This is a genomic window from Pseudomonas sp. GL-RE-29 (genome assembly GCF_019947275.1).
In the GTDB taxonomy this organism is placed as follows: domain Bacteria; phylum Pseudomonadota; class Gammaproteobacteria; order Pseudomonadales; family Pseudomonadaceae; genus Aquipseudomonas; species Aquipseudomonas fluorescens_A.
This window is the reverse complement of the sequence record NZ_JAGYGD010000005.1, coordinates 190,341-208,239: the sequence shown is the minus strand read 5'-3', so window position 1 is coordinate 208,239 and position 17,899 is coordinate 190,341. Positions and strand designations below refer to the sequence as shown.

At 59.1% G+C, this 17,899-nt stretch carries 19 protein-coding genes; 11 read left to right on the top strand and 8 right to left on the bottom strand.

The window, feature by feature from the left end; all coding sequences use genetic code 11:
* Positions 1-112 precede the first annotated feature (112 nt).
* Together KGB21_RS07085 and KGB21_RS07080 are read right to left on the bottom strand one after the other, a co-directional pair.
* Positions 113-703 (bottom strand): helix-turn-helix domain-containing protein, encoded by a 591-nt coding sequence (locus KGB21_RS07085; RefSeq protein ID WP_223504466.1) that lies wholly within the window; start codon positions 701-703, stop codon positions 113-115.
* 53 nt (positions 704-756) lie between these two features.
* Complete coding sequence (locus KGB21_RS07080) at positions 757-918, bottom strand: hypothetical protein (protein ID WP_172668700.1); 162 nt, start codon at positions 916-918, stop codon at positions 757-759.
* A gap of 265 nt (positions 919-1,183) precedes the next feature.
* Here KGB21_RS07080 and KGB21_RS07075 point away from each other — a divergent pair, with 265 nt between their 5' ends.
* Positions 1,184-1,399, top strand: coding sequence for a molybdopterin-binding protein (locus KGB21_RS07075; RefSeq protein WP_034150404.1), 216 nt, complete (start codon positions 1,184-1,186; stop codon positions 1,397-1,399).
* A 170-nt stretch (positions 1,400-1,569) separates the two neighbouring features.
* Complete coding sequence (locus tag KGB21_RS07070) at positions 1,570-2,589, top strand: ABC transporter substrate-binding protein (RefSeq protein WP_223504453.1); 1,020 nt, start codon at positions 1,570-1,572, stop codon at positions 2,587-2,589.
* Between the two features lie 104 nt (positions 2,590-2,693).
* Here KGB21_RS07070 and KGB21_RS07065 read toward each other — a convergent pair whose 3' ends face one another.
* Together KGB21_RS07065 and KGB21_RS07060 are read right to left on the bottom strand one after the other, a co-directional pair.
* Entirely contained in the window at positions 2,694-3,326 is a 633-nt protein-coding gene (locus KGB21_RS07065; RefSeq protein WP_034150402.1) for a response regulator, read from the bottom strand.
* Positions 3,327-3,351: 25 nt separating this feature from the next.
* A complete protein-coding gene (locus tag KGB21_RS07060; RefSeq protein ID WP_223504451.1) occupies positions 3,352-4,719 on the bottom strand; it encodes a cache domain-containing protein in 1,368 nt (455 codons plus the stop codon).
* A 288-nt stretch (positions 4,720-5,007) separates the two neighbouring features.
* Between KGB21_RS07060 and KGB21_RS07055 the strand changes: the two genes are divergently transcribed.
* From KGB21_RS07055 to KGB21_RS07045, 3 genes are all read left to right on the top strand, one after another.
* Positions 5,008-7,065, top strand: coding sequence for a carbon starvation CstA family protein (locus KGB21_RS07055; protein WP_223504449.1), 2,058 nt, complete (start codon positions 5,008-5,010; stop codon positions 7,063-7,065).
* 14 nt (positions 7,066-7,079) lie between these two features.
* Positions 7,080-7,277, top strand: a complete 198-nt coding sequence (locus KGB21_RS07050; RefSeq protein ID WP_034150399.1) for a YbdD/YjiX family protein — start codon at positions 7,080-7,082, stop codon at positions 7,275-7,277.
* A gap of 211 nt (positions 7,278-7,488) precedes the next feature.
* Positions 7,489-8,556: a GGDEF domain-containing protein gene (locus KGB21_RS07045; RefSeq protein ID WP_223504447.1), complete on the top strand. Its 1,068-nt coding sequence runs from the start codon at positions 7,489-7,491 to the stop codon at positions 8,554-8,556.
* 47 nt (positions 8,557-8,603) lie between these two features.
* Here KGB21_RS07045 and KGB21_RS07040 read toward each other — a convergent pair whose 3' ends face one another.
* Complete coding sequence (locus KGB21_RS07040) at positions 8,604-10,169, bottom strand: aldehyde dehydrogenase (NADP(+)) (RefSeq protein WP_223504445.1); 1,566 nt, start codon at positions 10,167-10,169, stop codon at positions 8,604-8,606.
* Positions 10,170-10,176: 7 nt separating this feature from the next.
* On the bottom strand, positions 10,177-10,800 hold the full coding sequence (locus KGB21_RS07035) for an isochorismatase family cysteine hydrolase (RefSeq protein WP_223504443.1): 624 nt from the start codon (positions 10,798-10,800) through the stop codon (positions 10,177-10,179).
* Positions 10,801-10,899: 99 nt separating this feature from the next.
* Between KGB21_RS07035 and KGB21_RS07030 the strand changes: the two genes are divergently transcribed.
* Positions 10,900-11,433: a winged helix-turn-helix transcriptional regulator gene (locus tag KGB21_RS07030; protein ID WP_223504441.1), complete on the top strand. Its 534-nt coding sequence runs from the start codon at positions 10,900-10,902 to the stop codon at positions 11,431-11,433.
* A 118-nt stretch (positions 11,434-11,551) separates the two neighbouring features.
* A complete protein-coding gene (locus KGB21_RS07025; protein WP_034150395.1) occupies positions 11,552-11,890 on the top strand; it encodes a hypothetical protein in 339 nt (112 codons plus the stop codon).
* Positions 11,891-11,907: 17 nt separating this feature from the next.
* On the opposite strand, the gene KGB21_RS07020 is transcribed toward KGB21_RS07025, so the two are convergent.
* Positions 11,908-12,909, bottom strand: a complete 1,002-nt coding sequence (locus KGB21_RS07020; RefSeq protein WP_223504464.1) for a LacI family DNA-binding transcriptional regulator — start codon at positions 12,907-12,909, stop codon at positions 11,908-11,910.
* 190 nt (positions 12,910-13,099) lie between these two features.
* Here KGB21_RS07020 and KGB21_RS07015 point away from each other — a divergent pair, with 190 nt between their 5' ends.
* From KGB21_RS07015 to KGB21_RS07005, 3 genes are read left to right on the top strand one after another with little or no spacing between them, the layout of a single operon-like run.
* The gene (locus KGB21_RS07015) at positions 13,100-14,266 is read left to right on the top strand and encodes a Gfo/Idh/MocA family protein (protein ID WP_223504439.1); all 1,167 of its coding nucleotides are present in this window, start codon (positions 13,100-13,102) and stop codon (positions 14,264-14,266) included.
* A 38-nt stretch (positions 14,267-14,304) separates the two neighbouring features.
* Complete coding sequence (locus KGB21_RS07010; protein WP_411741332.1) at positions 14,305-15,357, top strand: sugar phosphate isomerase/epimerase family protein; 1,053 nt, start codon at positions 14,305-14,307, stop codon at positions 15,355-15,357.
* A 43-nt stretch (positions 15,358-15,400) separates the two neighbouring features.
* Positions 15,401-16,633, top strand: coding sequence for a nucleoside permease (locus KGB21_RS07005; RefSeq protein WP_223504436.1), 1,233 nt, complete (start codon positions 15,401-15,403; stop codon positions 16,631-16,633).
* Positions 16,634-16,733: 100 nt separating this feature from the next.
* On the opposite strand, the gene KGB21_RS07000 is transcribed toward KGB21_RS07005, so the two are convergent.
* On the bottom strand, positions 16,734-17,189 hold the full coding sequence (locus KGB21_RS07000; RefSeq protein ID WP_034150391.1) for a glycine zipper 2TM domain-containing protein: 456 nt from the start codon (positions 17,187-17,189) through the stop codon (positions 16,734-16,736).
* A gap of 270 nt (positions 17,190-17,459) precedes the next feature.
* Between KGB21_RS07000 and KGB21_RS06995 the strand changes: the two genes are divergently transcribed.
* Complete coding sequence (locus KGB21_RS06995) at positions 17,460-17,858, top strand: hypothetical protein (RefSeq protein ID WP_155292776.1); 399 nt, start codon at positions 17,460-17,462, stop codon at positions 17,856-17,858.
* Positions 17,859-17,899: the final 41 nt, after the last annotated feature.

The window sequence follows — 17,899 nt, the reverse complement described above, 5'->3', positions numbered from 1 at the left end:
GCGATGGCGTATTTGAGAGCGCCATCGCCAGCAAGCCGGCTCCTACGAAGAACGATTTAGGCGTTTGACTGAACGGCATCGGGGTTATCCATGCCGGTTTTTTATGTCTAGTTCAGTCCAGGCGTTCCGGGTAGGTCACCACCAGATAAGCCAGCGCTTCGCTGTCGGCAGGATTGCGATAGCGGTGGGGCTGGTCGGCGTAAAACAGGATCGAGTCGCCTGTGGAAAGCAGGTAGCGCTCATCGTTGACGCTGATTTCCAACACGCCCTGCGCCACCACCAGGTTTTCCTGCACGCCGGGGCCATGCCCTTCTGACTGGTCTTCGCCGAGCGGGCTCAGGCGCAGTTCGTAAAACTCCGATTGGCGCGCCACGTCGAAGGGGAACAGAGCGCGGCTGACGAAGGCGCCGTTGGCGCTGACCAGGCGTTTGCTCTGGCTCGCCGATAACACGGCCACACCTTCGAACGCACGGTGCTCAAGAAACGCAGCCACCGATACCTTCAGGCCTTTGGCAATTTTGCACAGCACCTTGATGGATGGCACGCTGCGCCCGGATTCGATCTGCGCCAGCATCGCCCGGCTCACGCCGCATTGCCGCGCCAAGGCATCAAGGGACAGATGGCGTTTGCTGCGCAGACGTTGCAGGTTCTGTGCAACCCGTTCGCAGATCGGGTCCTCTTCCAGCTGTTCCAGACTGTTCAGGTCCAGGACCGGTTCGTCGGCGCTCGCCAGAAAGCGCGAGGGTTCGTTGATGTTCACGCGTGACGGGTCTCGGTCGCTTTGGCGGTTTGCACCCACTGAAAGGCCTGCAATCCTGCGTTGCGTGCGTACATCTCCCACATGGCCCGTGCCCGTTGCTGAGCCTGTTTGCGTTTGCGGTAGCTGGCGAAGTCGATGAGGTTGTCAGTCGGATTCATAGGGCGCTTCACGGTGGTGGTGAATGACGGGATGGCTTGAGAGTACGCGGATATTTTTATAACGATAAATACTAATTATCTATTTATTAATGCTTTTTGGTTCTTGATTGAGGCGGTGTTGATTGGCGTTGCTTGAGGTGATTTTATATTTCTAAAAAGAATAATCAGATAATTATTTATTCCTTTTAATGTTGGTCAAGGCGGTGCACCTTGAAGCCCTGCACATCCATGTGGATGTAGTCGACCTCAGACAGGAAGCATCGATATGACCATTAAAGCGATCAACGTCCGTAACCAGTTCAAGGGCGTCATCAAGGAAATTCTCGAAGGCGAAGTGGTCTCCGAAATCGACGTTCAAACCGCTTCCGGAATCGTCACTTCAGTGATTACCACCCGCTCGGTGCGCGACCTTGAGTTGAAGATCGGCAGCGAAGTCATTGCCTTCGTGAAGTCCACCGAAGTCTCGATTGCCAAACTCTGAGTTTTTCAGCATCGATCAATAACCTGTGGCGAGGGAGCTTGCTCCCGTTGGACTGCGCAGCAGGCCCCTCTTTTCAAGCATGAAGGGGGCCGCTTCGCAGCCCAGCGGGAGCAAGCTCCCTCGCCACAAGGGCAACAACATTTCCAGTTGGTATCACTCCCGAGGTTTTCATGGCTACTCGCTTCAAGCATTCCGCGCTGACCCTGTTGGCAGCCTCCGTCGCGGCGGTGAGCACGTTGCTCAGCCCCGGTGCCCAGGCGGAAGGCAAAATCAGCATTGCCCAGCAATTCGGCATCGGCTATTTGATTCTGGATGTGGTGCGCGATCAGCAGCTCATCGAGAAACAAGGCAAGGCTCAGGGCCTCGATATCAAGGTCGACTGGAACAGCATCTCCGGGGCCACAGCGATGAACGAAGCGTTGTTGGCTGGCGCGCTGGATGTTGTGTCGGCGGGCGTGCCACCGATGCTGACGATTTGGGACCGGACCAAGGGCAAGCAGAACGTCAAGGCCATCGCCTCGCTGGGCTCGATGCCCAACTACCTGCTGACCAATAACCCGAACGTGAAGAGCCTCAAGGACTTCACCGAAAAGGACCGCATCGCGGTGCCGGCGGCGGGCGTCGGGTTCCAGTCACGTACGTTGCAGATCGAAACCGCCAAGCAGTTTGGCAATGACCAATACAAGAAATTCGACGACATCTCGATCAGCCTGGCTCATCCGGATGCGACGGCGGCACTGATCGCCGGTGGCTCGGAAATCAGCTCGCATTTCTCCAGCCCGCCGTTCCAGTATCAAGAACTGCAAAGCCCCTACGTGCACAAAGTGCTGAGTTCCTACGACGTGCTGGGCGGGCAGGCGACGTTTAACGTGTTGTACACCACCGAAAAATTCCACGACGAAAACCCGAAAACCTACAAGGCATTCTACGACGCACTGGCCGAGGCCGAGAAAATCATCAAGGCCGACAAGGCGTCCGCAGCGCAGACCTATATCCGGGTGGAGCAATCGAAGTTGCCGCTGCCGCTGGTTGAGAAAATCGTCAACGATCCTGAAATCGACTTCACGATTACTCCGCAACGCACAGCTGTCTATGCCGAGAAACTGCAGGAGTTAGGCGTACTGAAAAACAAGGCGGACAGCTGGAAGGATTACTTTTTCGAAGAAGCGCACGGTGGTGCCGGTAGCTGATCAGATCGGTTTTTCGTCCCGCTATTTGTAGGAGCCGGCTTGCTGGCGATGGCGATCTGAAGGGCGCTATCGCCAGCAAGCCGGCTCCTGCAGGTTTCTCTGCGTTAACGGGAAATGAGTCCGTGATCGAGGGCGTATTTGACCAACGCCGCAGGCTTGTCGATGTTGAGTTTACGGCGAATGCTCAGGCGGTGGGTTTCCACGGTACGCACGCTGATGTCCAGTTCCCGGGCCATTTCCTTGTTGTTCAAGCCTTGTGCCATCTTGGCGAGCACCTGGCTTTCTCTCGGGGTCAGTTCGCTGTCGGTGTTCTTGTCGGCGATCAAGCGCTGGGCAATTTCGGCGCTGTAGAAAGTCCCGCCGCTGGTGATGGCTTCGATGGCGGCAATGATTTCCCGAGACGGGGCGTTCTTCAGCACATAACCGCTGGCGCCGGAGCGCACCGATTCACTTACGTACTCGTAGTTATCGTACATGCTCAGCACCAGCACCTTGAGCAACGGATACTGGCTGCGCAGTACGCGCGTCAGCTCCAGGCCGTTCATGTCGCGCAGGCTGATGTCGACCAGCAGCAGGTCCGGCTGACAGCGCCCGACCATCTCGATCGCATCGGCACCATTTTCCGCTTCGCCCACCACTTCCAGTGGCGCCATGACGGCCAACAGCGCTTTGATGCCGTCGCGGACCAGGGAGTGATCGTCGACCAAAGCGACGCGGATCGGGGAGGGCAGGTTCATGGCAGGCTTCACTCTTGTTGTTGGGTCAGCGTTTGCTGCCGGGTAAATTCATTGGCAGCAGCACGTCCAGCTCACTTCTTCCCGGCATCGATATCAGCTCGAACCGGCCACCAAAATGCTCGACACGCTCACGGATATTACGCAGGCCGATTCCCGCGTGACGTCGCTCGACCTGGGCGACGTTGAAGCCGATGCCGTCATCGACCACCGTCAGCCGAACCGATTGTTCACAGCCGCGCAGGGTAATGGAAACGTTCTTCGCCTGGGCGTGGCGTTCAATATTGGTCAGGCCTTCCTGGACGATGCGAAACAACGAAACGGCCGCGCCGTCGACCAATTGACAGTCAAACTCATTGTCGTTGTAAGTCACGGTCAGGCCGCTGCGTTGCTCGAATTCGGCGGCCAATTGTCCGATAGCCGCCGACAGGCCGAGGGTGTCGAGCAGGGATGAGCGCAAGTCGTGGGAAAGGCTGCGGACCTCGCCAATTGCATCGCCCAGCCGCTCGGTGGCGACTCTCAACGTGCTCAAGCCCTTGTCGTGGGCTTGTGCGCTATCCAGCAGATGACTGGCCAGTTCGAACTGAAATTTGATCGAGACCAAAACCTGGCTGATGCCGTCGTGCAGTTCGCGGGAAACCCGTGAGCGTTCTTCCTCTTGCAGGCTGACAATACGCTGGGTCAGGCGCTGCAGTTTTTTATCCGCCAGACGATGCTCGCTGACATTCAGGGTCATGCCGGTGGCGAAGACAAACAGCACCGCCACCAACGCAACCACGGCAATCGCCATCATGGTTTTGCGGATGCCCATGGCGACTTCGGCGCGAGCCTGCTGGGTGGCGCGTTCGACGTCTTCGAGGTAGATGCCGGTGCCGAGCATCCAGCCCCAACGATCGAGCATCACCACATAGGCGAGTTTGTCGGTCACTTGGCCGGAGGAGGGTTTGTTCCAGGCGTAGCGTTGGAAACCTTCGCCGGATTGCGCACTTTTCAGCAGCGCCTGGATCACCGGCAAACCGTGTGGGTCTTTCATGTCCCACAGGTATTGACCCACCAAATCCGACTGCCGCGCGTGCATCAGGCTGCGGCCTTCGTGGTCATAGACGAAGAAGTAGCCGTTGATGCCAAAGCTGAGTTTGCGCAGTTCTTCCAGGACTTTTTTCTGGGCGTGGGCGTCACCGTGGCCGTCGTCGTACAGCGGCGCGATCAGACTTTGCGCCATCTCCACGTAGTTTTTCAGTTCCGCACGCTTGCTCGCCAGAATGCTGTCTTCGATGAGCTGCGCCTGTTGATCACCCAGTTGGCGATTCAGGGAAATCACCAGCGCGCAGATGACGGCAATGGCCAGCACCAGCGGCAGAATCCCGAGGGCGACGATTTTATGTTTGAGCTGCATCTCTACTCCAGGCCGGGCCGGGGGAGGGCGAAGGCTCGGCATCATATGCCAAAGCGAGGGCGAGTCAGTAGCGCGGCGGGACGGAATGACCGGTGGCCGGGATGTCAAACTTCGCTGCTCGTCGCGGTACGTGTAGGTTGCTATCTACGTAGAACTACGTAGACGACACGTACGTAGTAACGCGGATTTATTTGTGGACGACATGCGCGGATATTGGGCCAGCTCCGCTCCGCGGACACAATTATAAAAATTACCGCCGCAGTCACGAGCTGTCGGCAGGAGATCTCTATGCCCCGTCTGGCTAAACACCTCGCCTGGTTTGCCGTGGCTGTCCTGGGAGCGATTGCGCTGAGTGTCGTGGCCCTGCGCCGCGGCGAAGCGATCAACGCCCTGTGGATCGTCGTCGCAGCCGTCGCTATCTACCTCGTTGCCTACCGCTATTACAGCCTGTTCATCGCCAATAAAGTGATGCAGCTCGACCCCAATCGAGCCACTCCCGCTGTGCTCAACAACGACGGTCTGGACTTCGTGCCGACCAACAAACACGTACTGTTCGGTCACCACTTCGCGGCCATCGCTGGCGCGGGTCCATTGGTTGGCCCGGTCCTGGCGGCGCAGATGGGCTACTTGCCCGGCACGCTGTGGCTGATCGCCGGTGTGGTGCTGGCCGGTGCGGTTCAGGACTTCATGGTCCTGTTCATGTCGACTCGCCGCAACGGTCGCTCCCTGGGCGACATGGTCCGTGAAGAAATGGGCCGCATCCCCGGCACCATCGCGCTGTTCGGCTGCTTCCTGATCATGATCATCATCCTCGCTGTGCTGGCGCTGATCGTGGTCAAAGCCCTGGCTGAAAGCCCGTGGGGCATGTTCACCGTCATGGCGACTATTCCGATCGCGATGTTCATGGGCATCTACATGCGCTACATCCGTCCGGGGCGTATTGGTGAAATCTCCGTCATCGGTGTATTGCTGCTGCTGGGTTCGATCTGGCTGGGCGGGCAGATTGCTGCCGATCCAGTGTGGGCCAAGGCCTTCAGCTTCACCGGCGTGCAAATTACCTGGATGCTGATCGGCTACGGTTTTGTCGCTGCGGTTCTGCCGGTGTGGCTGATTCTGGCGCCGCGTGACTACCTCTCCACTTTCCTGAAAATCGGCACCATCGTTGCCCTGGCCATCGGCATTCTGGTGACCATGCCCGAGCTGAGAATGCCGGCACTGACCCAGTTCATCGACGGCACCGGTCCGGTATGGAAGGGCGGTTTGTTCCCGTTCCTGTTCATCACCATCGCCTGTGGCGCGGTATCCGGTTTCCACTCGCTGATTGCTTCCGGCACCACGCCGAAGTTGCTGGCCAGTGAAGGTCATGCCCGTTACATCGGTTACGGCGGCATGCTGATGGAGTCGTTCGTGGCGATCATGGCCATGGTGGCTGCCTCGGTCATCGATCCGGGTGTGTACTTCGCCATGAACAGCCCGGCTGCCGTCGTCGGTGCCGATGCTGTTTCCGTCGCGCAAACCGTCAGCAGCTGGGGTTTTGCAATCACTCCGGAAGCCTTGCAAGCGGTGGCCAAGGATATTGGTGAAACCACCATCCTGGCCCGTGCCGGCGGTGCGCCGACCCTGGCGGTCGGTATCGCGCAGATCCTGCACAGTGTCCTGCCGGGTGAAAACACCATGGCGTTTTGGTACCACTTCGCGATCCTGTTCGAAGCGCTGTTCATCCTGACGGCGGTGGACGCCGGTACCCGTGCCGGTCGTTTCATGCTGCAAGACTTGCTCGGTTCCTTCGTTCCTTCCTTGAAACGTACCGAATCCTGGACCGCCAACCTGATCGCGACCGCCGGTTGTGTGGCGATGTGGGGTTACCTGTTGTACCAAGGCGTGATCGATCCGTTGGGTGGCATCAACACCTTGTGGCCGCTGTTCGGTATCTCCAACCAGATGCTCGCCGGTATTGCGCTGATGCTCGGCACCGTGGTGCTGATCAAGATGAAGCGCCAGCGCTACGTTTGGGTCACGCTGTTGCCAGCCGTGTGGTTGCTGATCTGCACCACCACGGCCGGCTTCATCAAGCTGTTCGACGCCAACCCGGCGATCGGCTTCCTGGCCCTGGCGAAGAAGTACAGCGATGCACTGGCCAACGGTCAGGTGCTGGCCCCGGCCAAGAACATCGACCAGATGCAGCACGTGATCTTCAACGCCTACACCAACGCCACGTTGACCGCGCTGTTCCTGTTCGTGGTGTTCAGCATCCTGTTCTTTGCGCTCAAGGTGGGTGTTGCGGCCTGGGGTACCAAGGAACGCACGGATAAAGAAGCGCCATTTCAGGCACTGCCTAAGGCGTAAGTGAGGATTGCAGCATGTTTAATGACTTGAGTCGCCTCGGTAAATACCTCGGTCAGGCCGCGCGCCTGATGGTCGGCATGCCCGACTACGACAATTATGTCGAGCACATGCAAACCAAACACCCGGACAAACCGCTGATGGACTACGAGGCGTTCTTCCGCGAACGCCAGGAGGCCCGTTACGGCAGCAAGGCGGGGCCGAAGTGCTGTTAACGCAATAAAACCCAGGCAACAACGCACTATAGGAGCCGGCTTGCTGGCGATAGCGATCTCACTGACGCCATCGCCAGCAAGCCGGCTCCTGTTTTTTTGTGCTTGCGACTTATTATCGCGGTGGGGCTTGGCGGGGATAGCCGTTTGTCGGGCGTATCGGTATGCTCGACTGGCTCTCCAATCGCCAATGATAAACAACCACAGTGATGCCATGAGCCAATCTGAATCGCGTGCGAACGTTCTAGCGCTGTATCCGGAAGACTCCCGCGAGGCAGCGGCCCTGCTCAAGCAAGCCGTGCCACTGATGGTTCGTCACAACATCCCGCCCAACCCCGTGCATTACGCGCTTTGGTACACCTACAGCAAAGGTCAGGAACCGGAGCTCAATCGGCACCTGGACCGGGTTCTCAAAGACTTCGACTACTTCCCGCCAGAATCGGCGACCCGGCTTTTTCGCGAGTACATCATTCGCGATGAGCTGGAAGATGCCCGTGCGGAGCAGCAACAGGTCATCAGCCTGGTCGATGGCATGGAGCGCGACGTTTCGCGCAGTGTGGCGGGCAGCCTGAATTTTCAGAACCGTCTCGGCGAGTGCCTGGAGATGTTGGCGGAACCGGTCAGCGAGCGCTTGCCGGGCATCTTGACCGAGCTGCAGCAGAGCACGCGGGTGATGCAGGGCCAGCAGGAACAGTTCCTCTCTCAGCTGCAATCGGCGCAGAGCGAGATCAAGACCCTGCGAGACAAGCTCGAACGGGCTCAATTGGCGGCGACGCTGGATGGCCTGACCGAACTGCTCAACCGCGCGGCGTTCACCCGTCTGCTGGAGCAAGCGCTGGGCAAGCGCTCCCGGCGTGTGGCGCTGGTCATGCTGGATATCGACCACTTCAAGCAATTCAATGATCAGTACGGCCACCCGCTGGGCGACCGGGTGCTCCAGCATGTCGGCCAGGTGTTGCGCGGGGCCCTGCCCGCCAAGGCTTTTGCGGCGCGCTACGGCGGTGAAGAGTTCTGCGTGGTGCTTGAAGATTGCGCAGACCTCGCCAGTGCCTGCGCTTTTGCCGAACTGCTACGCCTGAAGACCCAGTCACTGCGGATCAAGGCGCGGGGCACCGAGACCGTACTGGACACGATCACGGCGTCCTTCGGTGTCGCGTTCACGCAACCCGGCGACAACCTGGAAAGCCTGCTGACGCGCGCGGACGACGGGTTGTACGAGGCCAAACGCAACGGGCGTAATCAGGTGCATTGCATTGAGCAATCGACGGCCGTGATGAAGTGAACCTGCGCTGCTGTTGAGTCGCGCAAGTCCACTTCAGTGGCGTGTGTCTATTGACCGTCCACGCTGCGCAGCAGTCCGAGGGGATTGGTTTCACGCAACGCCTCGGGCAACAGGGCATCCGGAAAGCCCTGATACGACACCGGTCGCAAGAACCGCTCGATGGACGTCATGCCCACCGAGGTGAAGCGGCTGTCCGACGATGCCGGAAACGGGCCGCCGTGGATGGTGGCAAACGACACTTCCTGGGGATGGGCAAAGGCGTTGACGACAATGCGCCCGGTGCGCCGCTCCAGAATCGGCAACAAGCGTTGGGCCAGCTCAAGGTCAGCCTGTTCAAGGTGCATCGCCGCGCTCAGTTGACCACGCAGCGAACGCGCCACCGCGAGCATTTCAGACTCATCCTTGACCTTCACCAGCAACGCCGCCGGGCCGAAGACTTCGTGTGCCAGCGCCGTTTCGCTGAGGAAACGCTGGCCGTCGACTTCGAGCAATGCTGATCGGCCATCAAGGTGCGCATGGGATACCGCGCCCACAGCCACCAGATTTGCCCCGGCACTTTGCAGGTGGTCGATACCGCTGTTGTAGGACGCGTGAATGCCCGGTGTCAGCATCGGACGCGCCGGTGCGTCGGATACCCGCTTGACCATCGCCGCGCGCAAGGCTTCGAAACCTGTGCCTTCGATGGCGATCAGGATCGCCGGTTTGAGGCAGGCTTGCCCGACATTGACCAGCATGCGCTCGACAAAACCATCGCCGATCTGTGCGCCACGCACGGCCAGCGCCTCGGGCAGGATGAATGTGGGGTTGACGCTGGTCATCTCGGTAAACACCGGGATCGGTTCCGGGCGCAGCTGCGCACGGCGATACAACGCCATTCCACCTTGTTCGGAGCCGGTGAAGGTCACGGCCTTGATCAACGGATGGTCGACCAACGCTTCGCCAATCGCATTGCCGCCACCGCGCACCATCGAGAACACACCTTCCGGCAAGCCGCTGTCCTGCACCGCTTGGCGAATGGCCCGGGCCTGAATTTCCGAGGCGCCGGGATGGGCGTTGTGCGCCTTGAGGATCACCGTCGAACCAGCTGCCAGCGCTGAAGCGGTATCGCCACCGGCCACCGAATAACTGATGGGGAAGTTGCTTGCGCCGAAAATCGCCACCGGGCCGATGGCGATTTTTTGCAGTCGATGATCCATTCGCGGGCGCGGCTGGCGCTCAGGTTGTGCCGGGTCGATGGCCAGTTGCAGGAAACGCCCCTTGCGAACGACATCGGCGAACTGGCGGAACTGCGTCGCAGCCTTTATCGCTTCGCCCTCCAGTTGCGCCTCGGGCAGACCGGTTTCCAGCGCGGCTCGGGCGGCAAGTTCCTTGCTGACGGCGACGAGATTGTCGGCAATGCGTTCGAGGAACGCCGAACGCTCGGCGAGCGAAGTGTGGCTGTAACGATCGAACGCCTCGTCGGCGAGCGTCGCCGCCAGGTCAACATCGGCTACGCCACCGAAGGCGAAATCCGGTTCGATAAGTTGGTTAGTGGTGGGGTTGAGCGCCTTCATGGTCCCTTCCGTAGCAAGGACTTCGTTGGCGCCGATGATGAGATTTCCAGTCAATTTCATGGTGTGATCACTGCTTCAGGGTGGCGATGAGTTCGTCGGTTGCCACAATCGAATGGGCATAGGTCGGGCCGTTCAGTTCATGGGCGGCGTGCATCATTTCCGGCTTGAACGCGGCGGTGGCGTCGCGCACCAAGGTCACGTGGTAGCCGAGTTCCTGGGCGTAACGGGCAGTGGCCTCGATGCAGGTGTTGGCCAGCAGACCGACGATGATCACGTGGGTGATGCTTTTTTGCTTGAGGCGAAAATCCAGGTCGGTATTGGCGAAACCGCTGGAACCCCAGTGCTCTTGAACGACAACGTCGCCTTCTTGGGGCGCGAAATCGGGGTGCCATTCACCGCCCCATTCACCGCGAGCGAAGTGGTGCATGTGCTGGATCTTGCATTGGGTCGGGCTCGGGTGATCCCAGTTTTCGTAGTCGCCTTGTTCCCAGCGCCGGTGCGGTACGATGAACACCGGAATGTCGAGGGCGCGGACGGTGCGGTCGAGGGCGCGCAAGTTGTCGAGCAGGCCGACCTGATCGGCAATCGGCTTGACCAGCGGATAGATTTTGCCGCCGTCAGACAGAAAATCGTTATACGGATCGACCAGCAAATAGGCGGTGCGATCGAGAGGATAAGCAGCATTCGACATGACGAGTTCTCCAGAGAAATTGACTGACCTGTGCCCCGGGCTTGCCCCGTGGCATTGTTGATATGATAATCATAGTTACTGCGAAAGAGGCAAGCCCGTATGGCGGTAAAGAATAGTTCTGCTCAAACCCTGTGCCCGATTGACAAGGCTGAGGCGATCGTCGGTGATCGCTGGACCGTGCTGGTGTTGCGCGAGTTGTTCATGCGCAATCATCGCTACGACGAGATCCAGGCGCAGACGGGCGGAACGCCGCAAATGATTGCTGCACGCTTGAAGAGCCTGGAGGCTGACGGGATGGTTGTGCGTCGTGCGTACAGCGAGCGGCCGCCGCGCTACGAGTACCACCTCAGCGAAAAAGGCCAGGCGTTTTACTCGGTGATTCTGGCGCTGCGTGCCTGGGGCGAAACCTGGTGCAAATCGGCAGAGGAGGGGGTGGCCGTGCGCTATACCCACCAGACTTGCAGGCATCCTGCCGGGCTGGGGCCGCTGTGCGAGCATTGCGGAGAACTGCTGCGCCGGGATGAGTTGATCAGCGAGCCGAGCGAAGCCTACGCCACCGAACGACAGGCACGACGAGACGCGTTCAAAGGCAATCGCAAGGCCGGCGCTACAGCCGTCGATAACGCCGACTGACGAGCGCCGCTTTCACTATTCGTTCGGATAATAGTGACCATCACCGATCACAAGTTCTGTTTTGCCGGGAAACAAGGAAAATCGCGCCCAACTAAAACCTTCTCCAGGAATCGGCGCGATGAACATGTTTACCCGATCGGCGCTTGTCGCATCCTTGCTGTTGTCGGGCTGTGCTTCCACGCCGAACGACCCGACACTGACGCTGCAAACGAAAAAAGCCCCCGGGGACTACGCCCACTGTGTCTTGCCCAAACTGCAAGAAGACGCGCTAAACGCGACGGTGTCGGAAACCCAACGCAGCTATCGCATCGTGGTTTCAAGCAAAGTCGCTGCAAACGACGTGCTTGAGGCCTACAAGGCGTCGAATGGCGGCAAGGTTTTCTTGTACGAGCGCACGTTGTTGGCGTCGACGTTCGGGCCTTCCAGGCTTGAACGCGCGGCGCAGGAATGCCTTTAAGGCGGCGGCCGAAACCGTTACGGGTTGACGGCTGCCGTGCTGCCGCGCAACGTCAATTCGAACGGCAACACCACATGCCGCTGTGCCAGCGGTTTTTTTTCGATCAGCGCAATCAGCATCTCGACGGCTTTCTGGCCGAAGACTTCGGCGGGTTGCGCAATGGTCGTCAGCGGCGGGTCGCAGTACGCCGCGAAAGGAATGTCGTCGAAACCCACCAGCGAAATATCCTCGGGTACCCGCAAGCCCAGCCGCTTGATGCGTTTCAACGCGCCGATGGCCATTTCATCGTTTTCGCAAAACAGCGCAGTAGGGCGCTCGGGCAATTGCAGCATCGCAGCTGCGCCCTCATCACCGGCCTTCAGACTGAAATCACCGTGGCAGATCAATGCCGCGTCGGAGTCGATGCCGGCCTCACGCAAGGCGTCCTGATAACCGGCCACGCGATCGCGGGTTAGCGGGCTGCTTTTCGGGCCTTTGATCAGGCCGATCCGGCGATGACCCAGTTCGATCAGGTGTTCGGTCATGGCCTTGGCGGCCGCTCGGTTATCCAGGCTGATGGTCGGATGTCGCCCGCCTTGAATCACCTCGCAAGCATTGACGATGGGCGGCATTTCGGCGCTGGGGAAGGGCGCCTGAAACGGGTCATAGGCGCGCAACTGGATAACGCCGTCGGCCTGATGGTTGTACACCAACTCGGCGAATTCCCGTTCGATCTCCTCGCGGCCCTGGGTGTCGCACAACAGCAACCGATAGTTGGCAGCTTGGGCCGCTTGTTGCGCACCGCTGATGACCCGGGCGAAAAAGGTGTTGGCAATCGCCGGCACCAGAATCACCAGGTTGCCGGTACGGCGCGAACGAAACTGCACCGCCATCAGGTTTGGCCGGTAGCCGGCCTGTTCCACGGCCGCGTTGACCTTGTCCCGGGTTTCCGGGAGCACGCGCTCGGGCGATTTCAGGGTCCTGGACACCGTGGCCACCGAGACGCCGGCCAGCCGGGCTACTTCACGGATATTGGACAAAATCACCTCGTTATCGAACCGCACGGCTGGCGAGCTTAACGCAGGTTGGCCATGCACCAAAATGTTCATCGATGCTAATCCGGGGTTTGACAGGCCCCGAAACTGAGCCTAAATTTCCGCCATGATGTAACCGGTTACATCATGGCCGGAATTCAACCGGAAAAGCCCGTTTCGAACAGAGAAAATTGCGATGAACGCTGCAGTGGCAAAAATAAGAATAGGATTTGTCGGAGGCGGCGAGGGTGCTTTCATCGCTCAAGCCCACCGTCAGGCCGCCGGGCTCGATGGCCGTTTTGAACTGGTGTGTGGGGCGTTCAGCCGGGATCCACAGAACAATCAGAACACCGCTGCAGCACTCGGTTTAGAAGCCTCGCGCTGCTACAGCAACTGGCAGCAGATGATCGAGGCCGAGCGCGTGTTGCCCGCCGAACAGCGCATGGAACTGGTGGTGATCGTCACCCCCAACCACTTGCACGCGCCGGTGGCCAGCCAGGCACTGAGCGCGGGTTTTCACGTGTTCAGCGAAAAACCTGCGGCGCTGAATCTGGCCGAATTGCTCGCCCTCAAAGAAGTGGTCGAGCGCAGCGGCCGTCTCTACGGCCTGGCCCATACCTATCTGGGTTACCCAATGGTCTGGCAGGCGCGGGAGATGGTGCGCAGCGGCGTGATCGGTGCGGTGCGCAAGGTGATTGTCGAGTATCCCCAAGGCTGGCTCAGCCAGGACGTGGCCGGGCAGGGCAACAAGCAGGCCGAATGGCGCGACCGACCCGAGCAGTCCGGTTTGGGCGGTTGCATTGGTGACATCGGCACCCACGCCTTTTCCCTGGCTGAATTTGTCGCGGACCAACCGATCCAGCACCTGTGCGCCATGTTGGGCGTACATATCGCAGGCCGCCAGTTGGACGATGACGCCTCGATGCTGTTCAAGATGGCGGATGGCGCCAGCGGCGTGCTGATCGCCAGCCAAGTCTGTGCAGGCGAAGAAAACCCGCTGAAGATCCGCGTCTATGGCGACAAGGGCGGGCTGGAATGGCGTCAGGAAGATCCTGCGAGCCTGATCCATCGCGCCCTCGATCAGCCCTTGCGTATCTTGCGTTCCGGCGTCGGCCAGCCTTGGCTGTGCGACGCCGCCAGCCAACGCATGCGTTTGCCTGCCGGGCATCCCGAAGGTTATCTGGAGGCCATGGCCAATCTCTACGGCGATTTTGCCCGAGCGATTCGTGGCGAGGTCGCAGGCCACGATGCGCCTGGCGTGCCCGGGATCGACGTTGGTCTGCGCGGCATGGCCTTCATCGAAACCGTCATCGCCAATCATCGTGGCGACGCCAAATGGACCGAACTGGTCTGCACCCCATGACTCTGGAGACTTCCATGACCGACACGACCGTAACCGGCATGCGCGGCCCGGGGATTTTCCTCGCGCAATTCATGTCCGCCGCAGCGCCTTTCGATACCTTGGCCAACATCGCCCACTGGGCAGCGTCCCAGGGTTACAAAGCCATTCAATTGCCAACACTCGGCACCCAGTTCATCGACCTTGAGCGCGCCGCCGAAGACCAAAGCTACTGCGACGAATTGAAGGCTGTCTGCGCCCAGGCCGGTGTCGAAATCAGTGAGTTGTCGACGCATCTGCAAGGCCAACTGGTGGCGGTGCATCCGGCGTTCGACACGTTGTTCGATGACTTCGCACCGGCTCATTTGCGCGGCCAACCCCAGGCGCGTACCGAATGGGCCATCGATCAGTTGAAGCTTGCCGCGCGCGCCAGTCAGCGTCTGGGCTTGAAGGCGCACGCAACCTTTTCCGGCGCACTGCTCTGGCCCTACATCTACCCTTGGCCGCAGCGGCCGAGTGGGTTGGTCGAGCAAGGTTTTGCCGAACTGGCCAAGCGCTGGTTGCCGATTCTCGATTGTTTCGAAGAGGCCGGCGTCGACCTGTGCTACGAGATTCACCCCGGCGAAGACCTGCACGACGGCACCTCGTTCGAGCGCTTCCTGGAGGCGGTCGATCACCATCCGCGCGCGGCGATTCTGTATGACCCGAGCCACCTGCTGCTGCAACAAATGGACTATCTCGGCTTCATCGATCGCTACCACGAGCGCATCCGAATGTTCCACGTCAAGGACGCCGAGTTCCGCCCCGATGCCCGTTCCGGTGTCTACGGCGGCTATCAGGGCTGGGTGGAGCGGCCGGGGCGTTTCCGCTCATTGGGCGATGGCCAGATCGACTTCAAATCGATCTTCAGCAAACTGACCCAATACGACTTCGCCGGGTGGGCGGTGCTGGAGTGGGAGTGTTGCCTGAAGGATTCCGCGCAGGGTGCCGCAGAAGGCGCCGCGTTCATCGAGGCACACATGATCAACAAGACCCGCAAGGCCTTCGACGATTTCGCCAGCGTCTCGTCCGATGCCGCTTTCAATCGAAAGCTGCTGGGGCTGCCCGACGCCTGAATCCATTCTCTCGTACAAAAACAACAATAAGACGGTGACAGTTATGACCACGATGACCGCGCGTCTCAGCGCAATGATGTTCCTGCAGTTCTTTATCTGGGGTGGCTGGTTCGTCACCCTTGGCACCTTCCTCGCGAGCAATCTGGGCGCCACTGGCGGGCAGATCGGCATGGCGTTCTCGACCCAGTCATGGGGGGCGATCATCGCGCCGTTCGTGATCGGTTTGATCGCCGACCGGTTCTTCAATGCCGAACGCATCCTCGCCGTGTTGCATCTGGTGGGCGCGGTGTTGCTCTATCAGCTGTATCGAGCACCGGACTTCACTACGTTCTATCCGTTCGTGCTGGCCTACATGATGATCTACATGCCGACTTTGGCTTTGGTCAATTCCGTTGCGTTCCGCCAGATGACTGACCCGGCGCTGGAGTTTTCGCGCATTCGTGTGTGGGGCACCATCGGTTGGATCGTCGCCGGCGTGGTGATCAGTTTTGTGTTTGCCTGGGACTCGCAAGCGGCGATATCGTCCGGCGGGTTGCGCAACACTTTCCTGATGTCGGCGATTGCGTCGCTGCTGCTGGGGCTCTACAGCTTCACGTTGCCGCGCACCGCACCGCTCAAAGGCGAATCAACCGGCGGCCTCAAGCAGATGCTCGGCCTGGACGCCTTGGGTTTGCTCAAGGATCGCAGCTATCTGGTGTTCTTCATCGCGTCGATCCTGATCTGCATTCCGTTGGCGTTTTACTACCAGAATGCCAACCCGTTCCTCGCGGAAATCGGCGTGACCAACCCGACGGCGAAAATGGCCATCGGTCAGGTGTCCGAAGTGCTGTTCATGTTGCTGCTGCCGCTGTTCATTCACCGCTTCGGGATCAAGATTGCGCTGCTGGTGGGGATGCTGGCCTGGGCCTTGCGCTACCTGTTGTTCGCCTACGGCAACAACGGCGACCTGGCTTTCATGCTGTTCACCGGCATCGCCTTGCACGGCATCTGTTATGACTTCTTCTTCGTTTCCGGGCAGATCTACACCGACGCCAAGGCTTCGGAACGCTTCAGAAGTTCCGCCCAGGGTTTGATTACACTGGCGACTTACGGCTTGGGCATGTTGATCGGTTTCTGGGTGGCGGGGCAGGTGACCGACCATTACGCCGCGACGGCGGGTAGCCATGACTGGAAAAGCATCTGGCTGTTCCCGGCCGGTTTTGCCCTGGCGATCTTTTTCTGTTTTGCCCTGGCGTTCAAGGGGCGGCAGGCTGCGGTGGTGCAGACGACGGTCTGACGAGGGAGGATTTGTCGGAGGTCTTCAGTGACCTCCGACTCAGAACATTGCGAGCCCTGAAACCCGACCGCTGTAACGGGGTTGCCATTTAGAGACAGGATCAGCCTTGAGGCACTACCCGTGCTTCGCTGCCGGTACCTTCAACATAAACGCTCATGCCTTTGGTCAGTGACGGATTGATCGGCTGGGTCACCGAAACCAAAACGCCGCTGTTGGTCCTGACAATAATTTGCTGCCCGGCTTTTGGCTGATCGTATTTTTTCTTTTCCGCATAGTTGCCACCGGCCGCACCGGCCAGGGCGCCGGCGACCATCGCAACGTCCCGACCGGTGCCACGCCCGATCAGACTGCCGAGTGCAACACCGCCGATGCCGCCCAATATGGCGCCGACCCCGCTGTCGTGATTAGTCTGCATCTGGACCTGGGAAATCTGCTCGATTTTCCCCGAGCGAATCTCCATCTCGCCAGCGCCTCCGCTCCCGGCGTCAACTGCGGCACAGGCGCACAGCAGCACACTCAACAGCGAAATCGTCAGCCAGGAAGCGAAAGTTTTCATCGTCGAACTCCATCGTGTAGAGGGCATGGATCACGGAAACGCACCCCATTACGCTAGACGAAAAATCCAGATATGTGATGGGCGATTTTTTGGCGATGGAGGCTGCTGCAACTAATTATAGTGTCCGGATAATTTACAACTTTGTAGGTGTTAACTTTTCGAAGTAGGTCGAGCTATTAGCTATATCGTGATTGATTATATAAGCGGGCTGTAGTGTGTCTATTATGAAGCTTGTTTCTCCTTATATTTGAAGTTGAAAGGGTGAAGGCAGTGAACAAGAAAATCCTTTGCGCCGCTGTGGTGCTATTTATAACGGGTTGCTCATCCTCTGGTCATCAAGCGGCAGTTGATGCTCATGCCGATGCGCCGGCGCACGCGAAACAACTAAGTGGCAGCGAGATAAACTCGACAGTCATTGGTCGCAAGCACTCCAGCGTTACATCCACCGGGTATCCTTTTTCTGAAACACTAAGCCCTGACGGGACCGCCAGGATCCAGATTTCCAGTGAATCCATGCAATCTGGTACGTGGGTCATCACCGAAGACGTCATCTGTATTACGTATCAAAAATATGGCAAGGAATGCAATAAAGTATTAAGTGATGGCGTCACGATCTGGTTTGTCGACAGTGTGAAAAATACAACCAACAACAAATTCACCGCTCATTAGATTTGTCTAATTAATGAGTATTTCAGAGAGAACCTCTGTAG

Coding starts and splice junctions, on each gene's coding strand:
- KGB21_RS07080 (WP_172668700.1), bottom strand. CDS start 918: ATGAATCCGACTGACAACCTCATCGACTTCGCCAGCTACCGCAAACGC.
- KGB21_RS07075 (WP_034150404.1), top strand. CDS start 1,184: ATGACCATTAAAGCGATCAACGTCCGTAACCAGTTCAAGGGCGTCATC.
- KGB21_RS07070 (WP_223504453.1), top strand. CDS start 1,570: ATGGCTACTCGCTTCAAGCATTCCGCGCTGACCCTGTTGGCAGCCTCC.
- KGB21_RS07065 (WP_034150402.1), bottom strand. CDS start 3,326: ATGAACCTGCCCTCCCCGATCCGCGTCGCTTTGGTCGACGATCACTCC.
- KGB21_RS07060 (WP_223504451.1), bottom strand. CDS start 4,719: ATGCAGCTCAAACATAAAATCGTCGCCCTCGGGATTCTGCCGCTGGTG.
- KGB21_RS07055 (WP_223504449.1), top strand. CDS start 5,008: ATGCCCCGTCTGGCTAAACACCTCGCCTGGTTTGCCGTGGCTGTCCTG.
- KGB21_RS07050 (WP_034150399.1), top strand. CDS start 7,080: ATGTTTAATGACTTGAGTCGCCTCGGTAAATACCTCGGTCAGGCCGCG.
- KGB21_RS07045 (WP_223504447.1), top strand. CDS start 7,489: ATGAGCCAATCTGAATCGCGTGCGAACGTTCTAGCGCTGTATCCGGAA.
- KGB21_RS07040 (WP_223504445.1), bottom strand. CDS start 10,169: ATGAAATTGACTGGAAATCTCATCATCGGCGCCAACGAAGTCCTTGCT.
- KGB21_RS07035 (WP_223504443.1), bottom strand. CDS start 10,800: ATGTCGAATGCTGCTTATCCTCTCGATCGCACCGCCTATTTGCTGGTC.
- KGB21_RS07030 (WP_223504441.1), top strand. CDS start 10,900: ATGGCGGTAAAGAATAGTTCTGCTCAAACCCTGTGCCCGATTGACAAG.
- KGB21_RS07025 (WP_034150395.1), top strand. CDS start 11,552: ATGAACATGTTTACCCGATCGGCGCTTGTCGCATCCTTGCTGTTGTCG.
- KGB21_RS07015 (WP_223504439.1), top strand. CDS start 13,100: ATGAACGCTGCAGTGGCAAAAATAAGAATAGGATTTGTCGGAGGCGGC.
- KGB21_RS07010 (WP_411741332.1), top strand. CDS start 14,305: ATGCGCGGCCCGGGGATTTTCCTCGCGCAATTCATGTCCGCCGCAGCG.
- KGB21_RS07005 (WP_223504436.1), top strand. CDS start 15,401: ATGACCACGATGACCGCGCGTCTCAGCGCAATGATGTTCCTGCAGTTC.
- KGB21_RS07000 (WP_034150391.1), bottom strand. CDS start 17,189: ATGAAAACTTTCGCTTCCTGGCTGACGATTTCGCTGTTGAGTGTGCTG.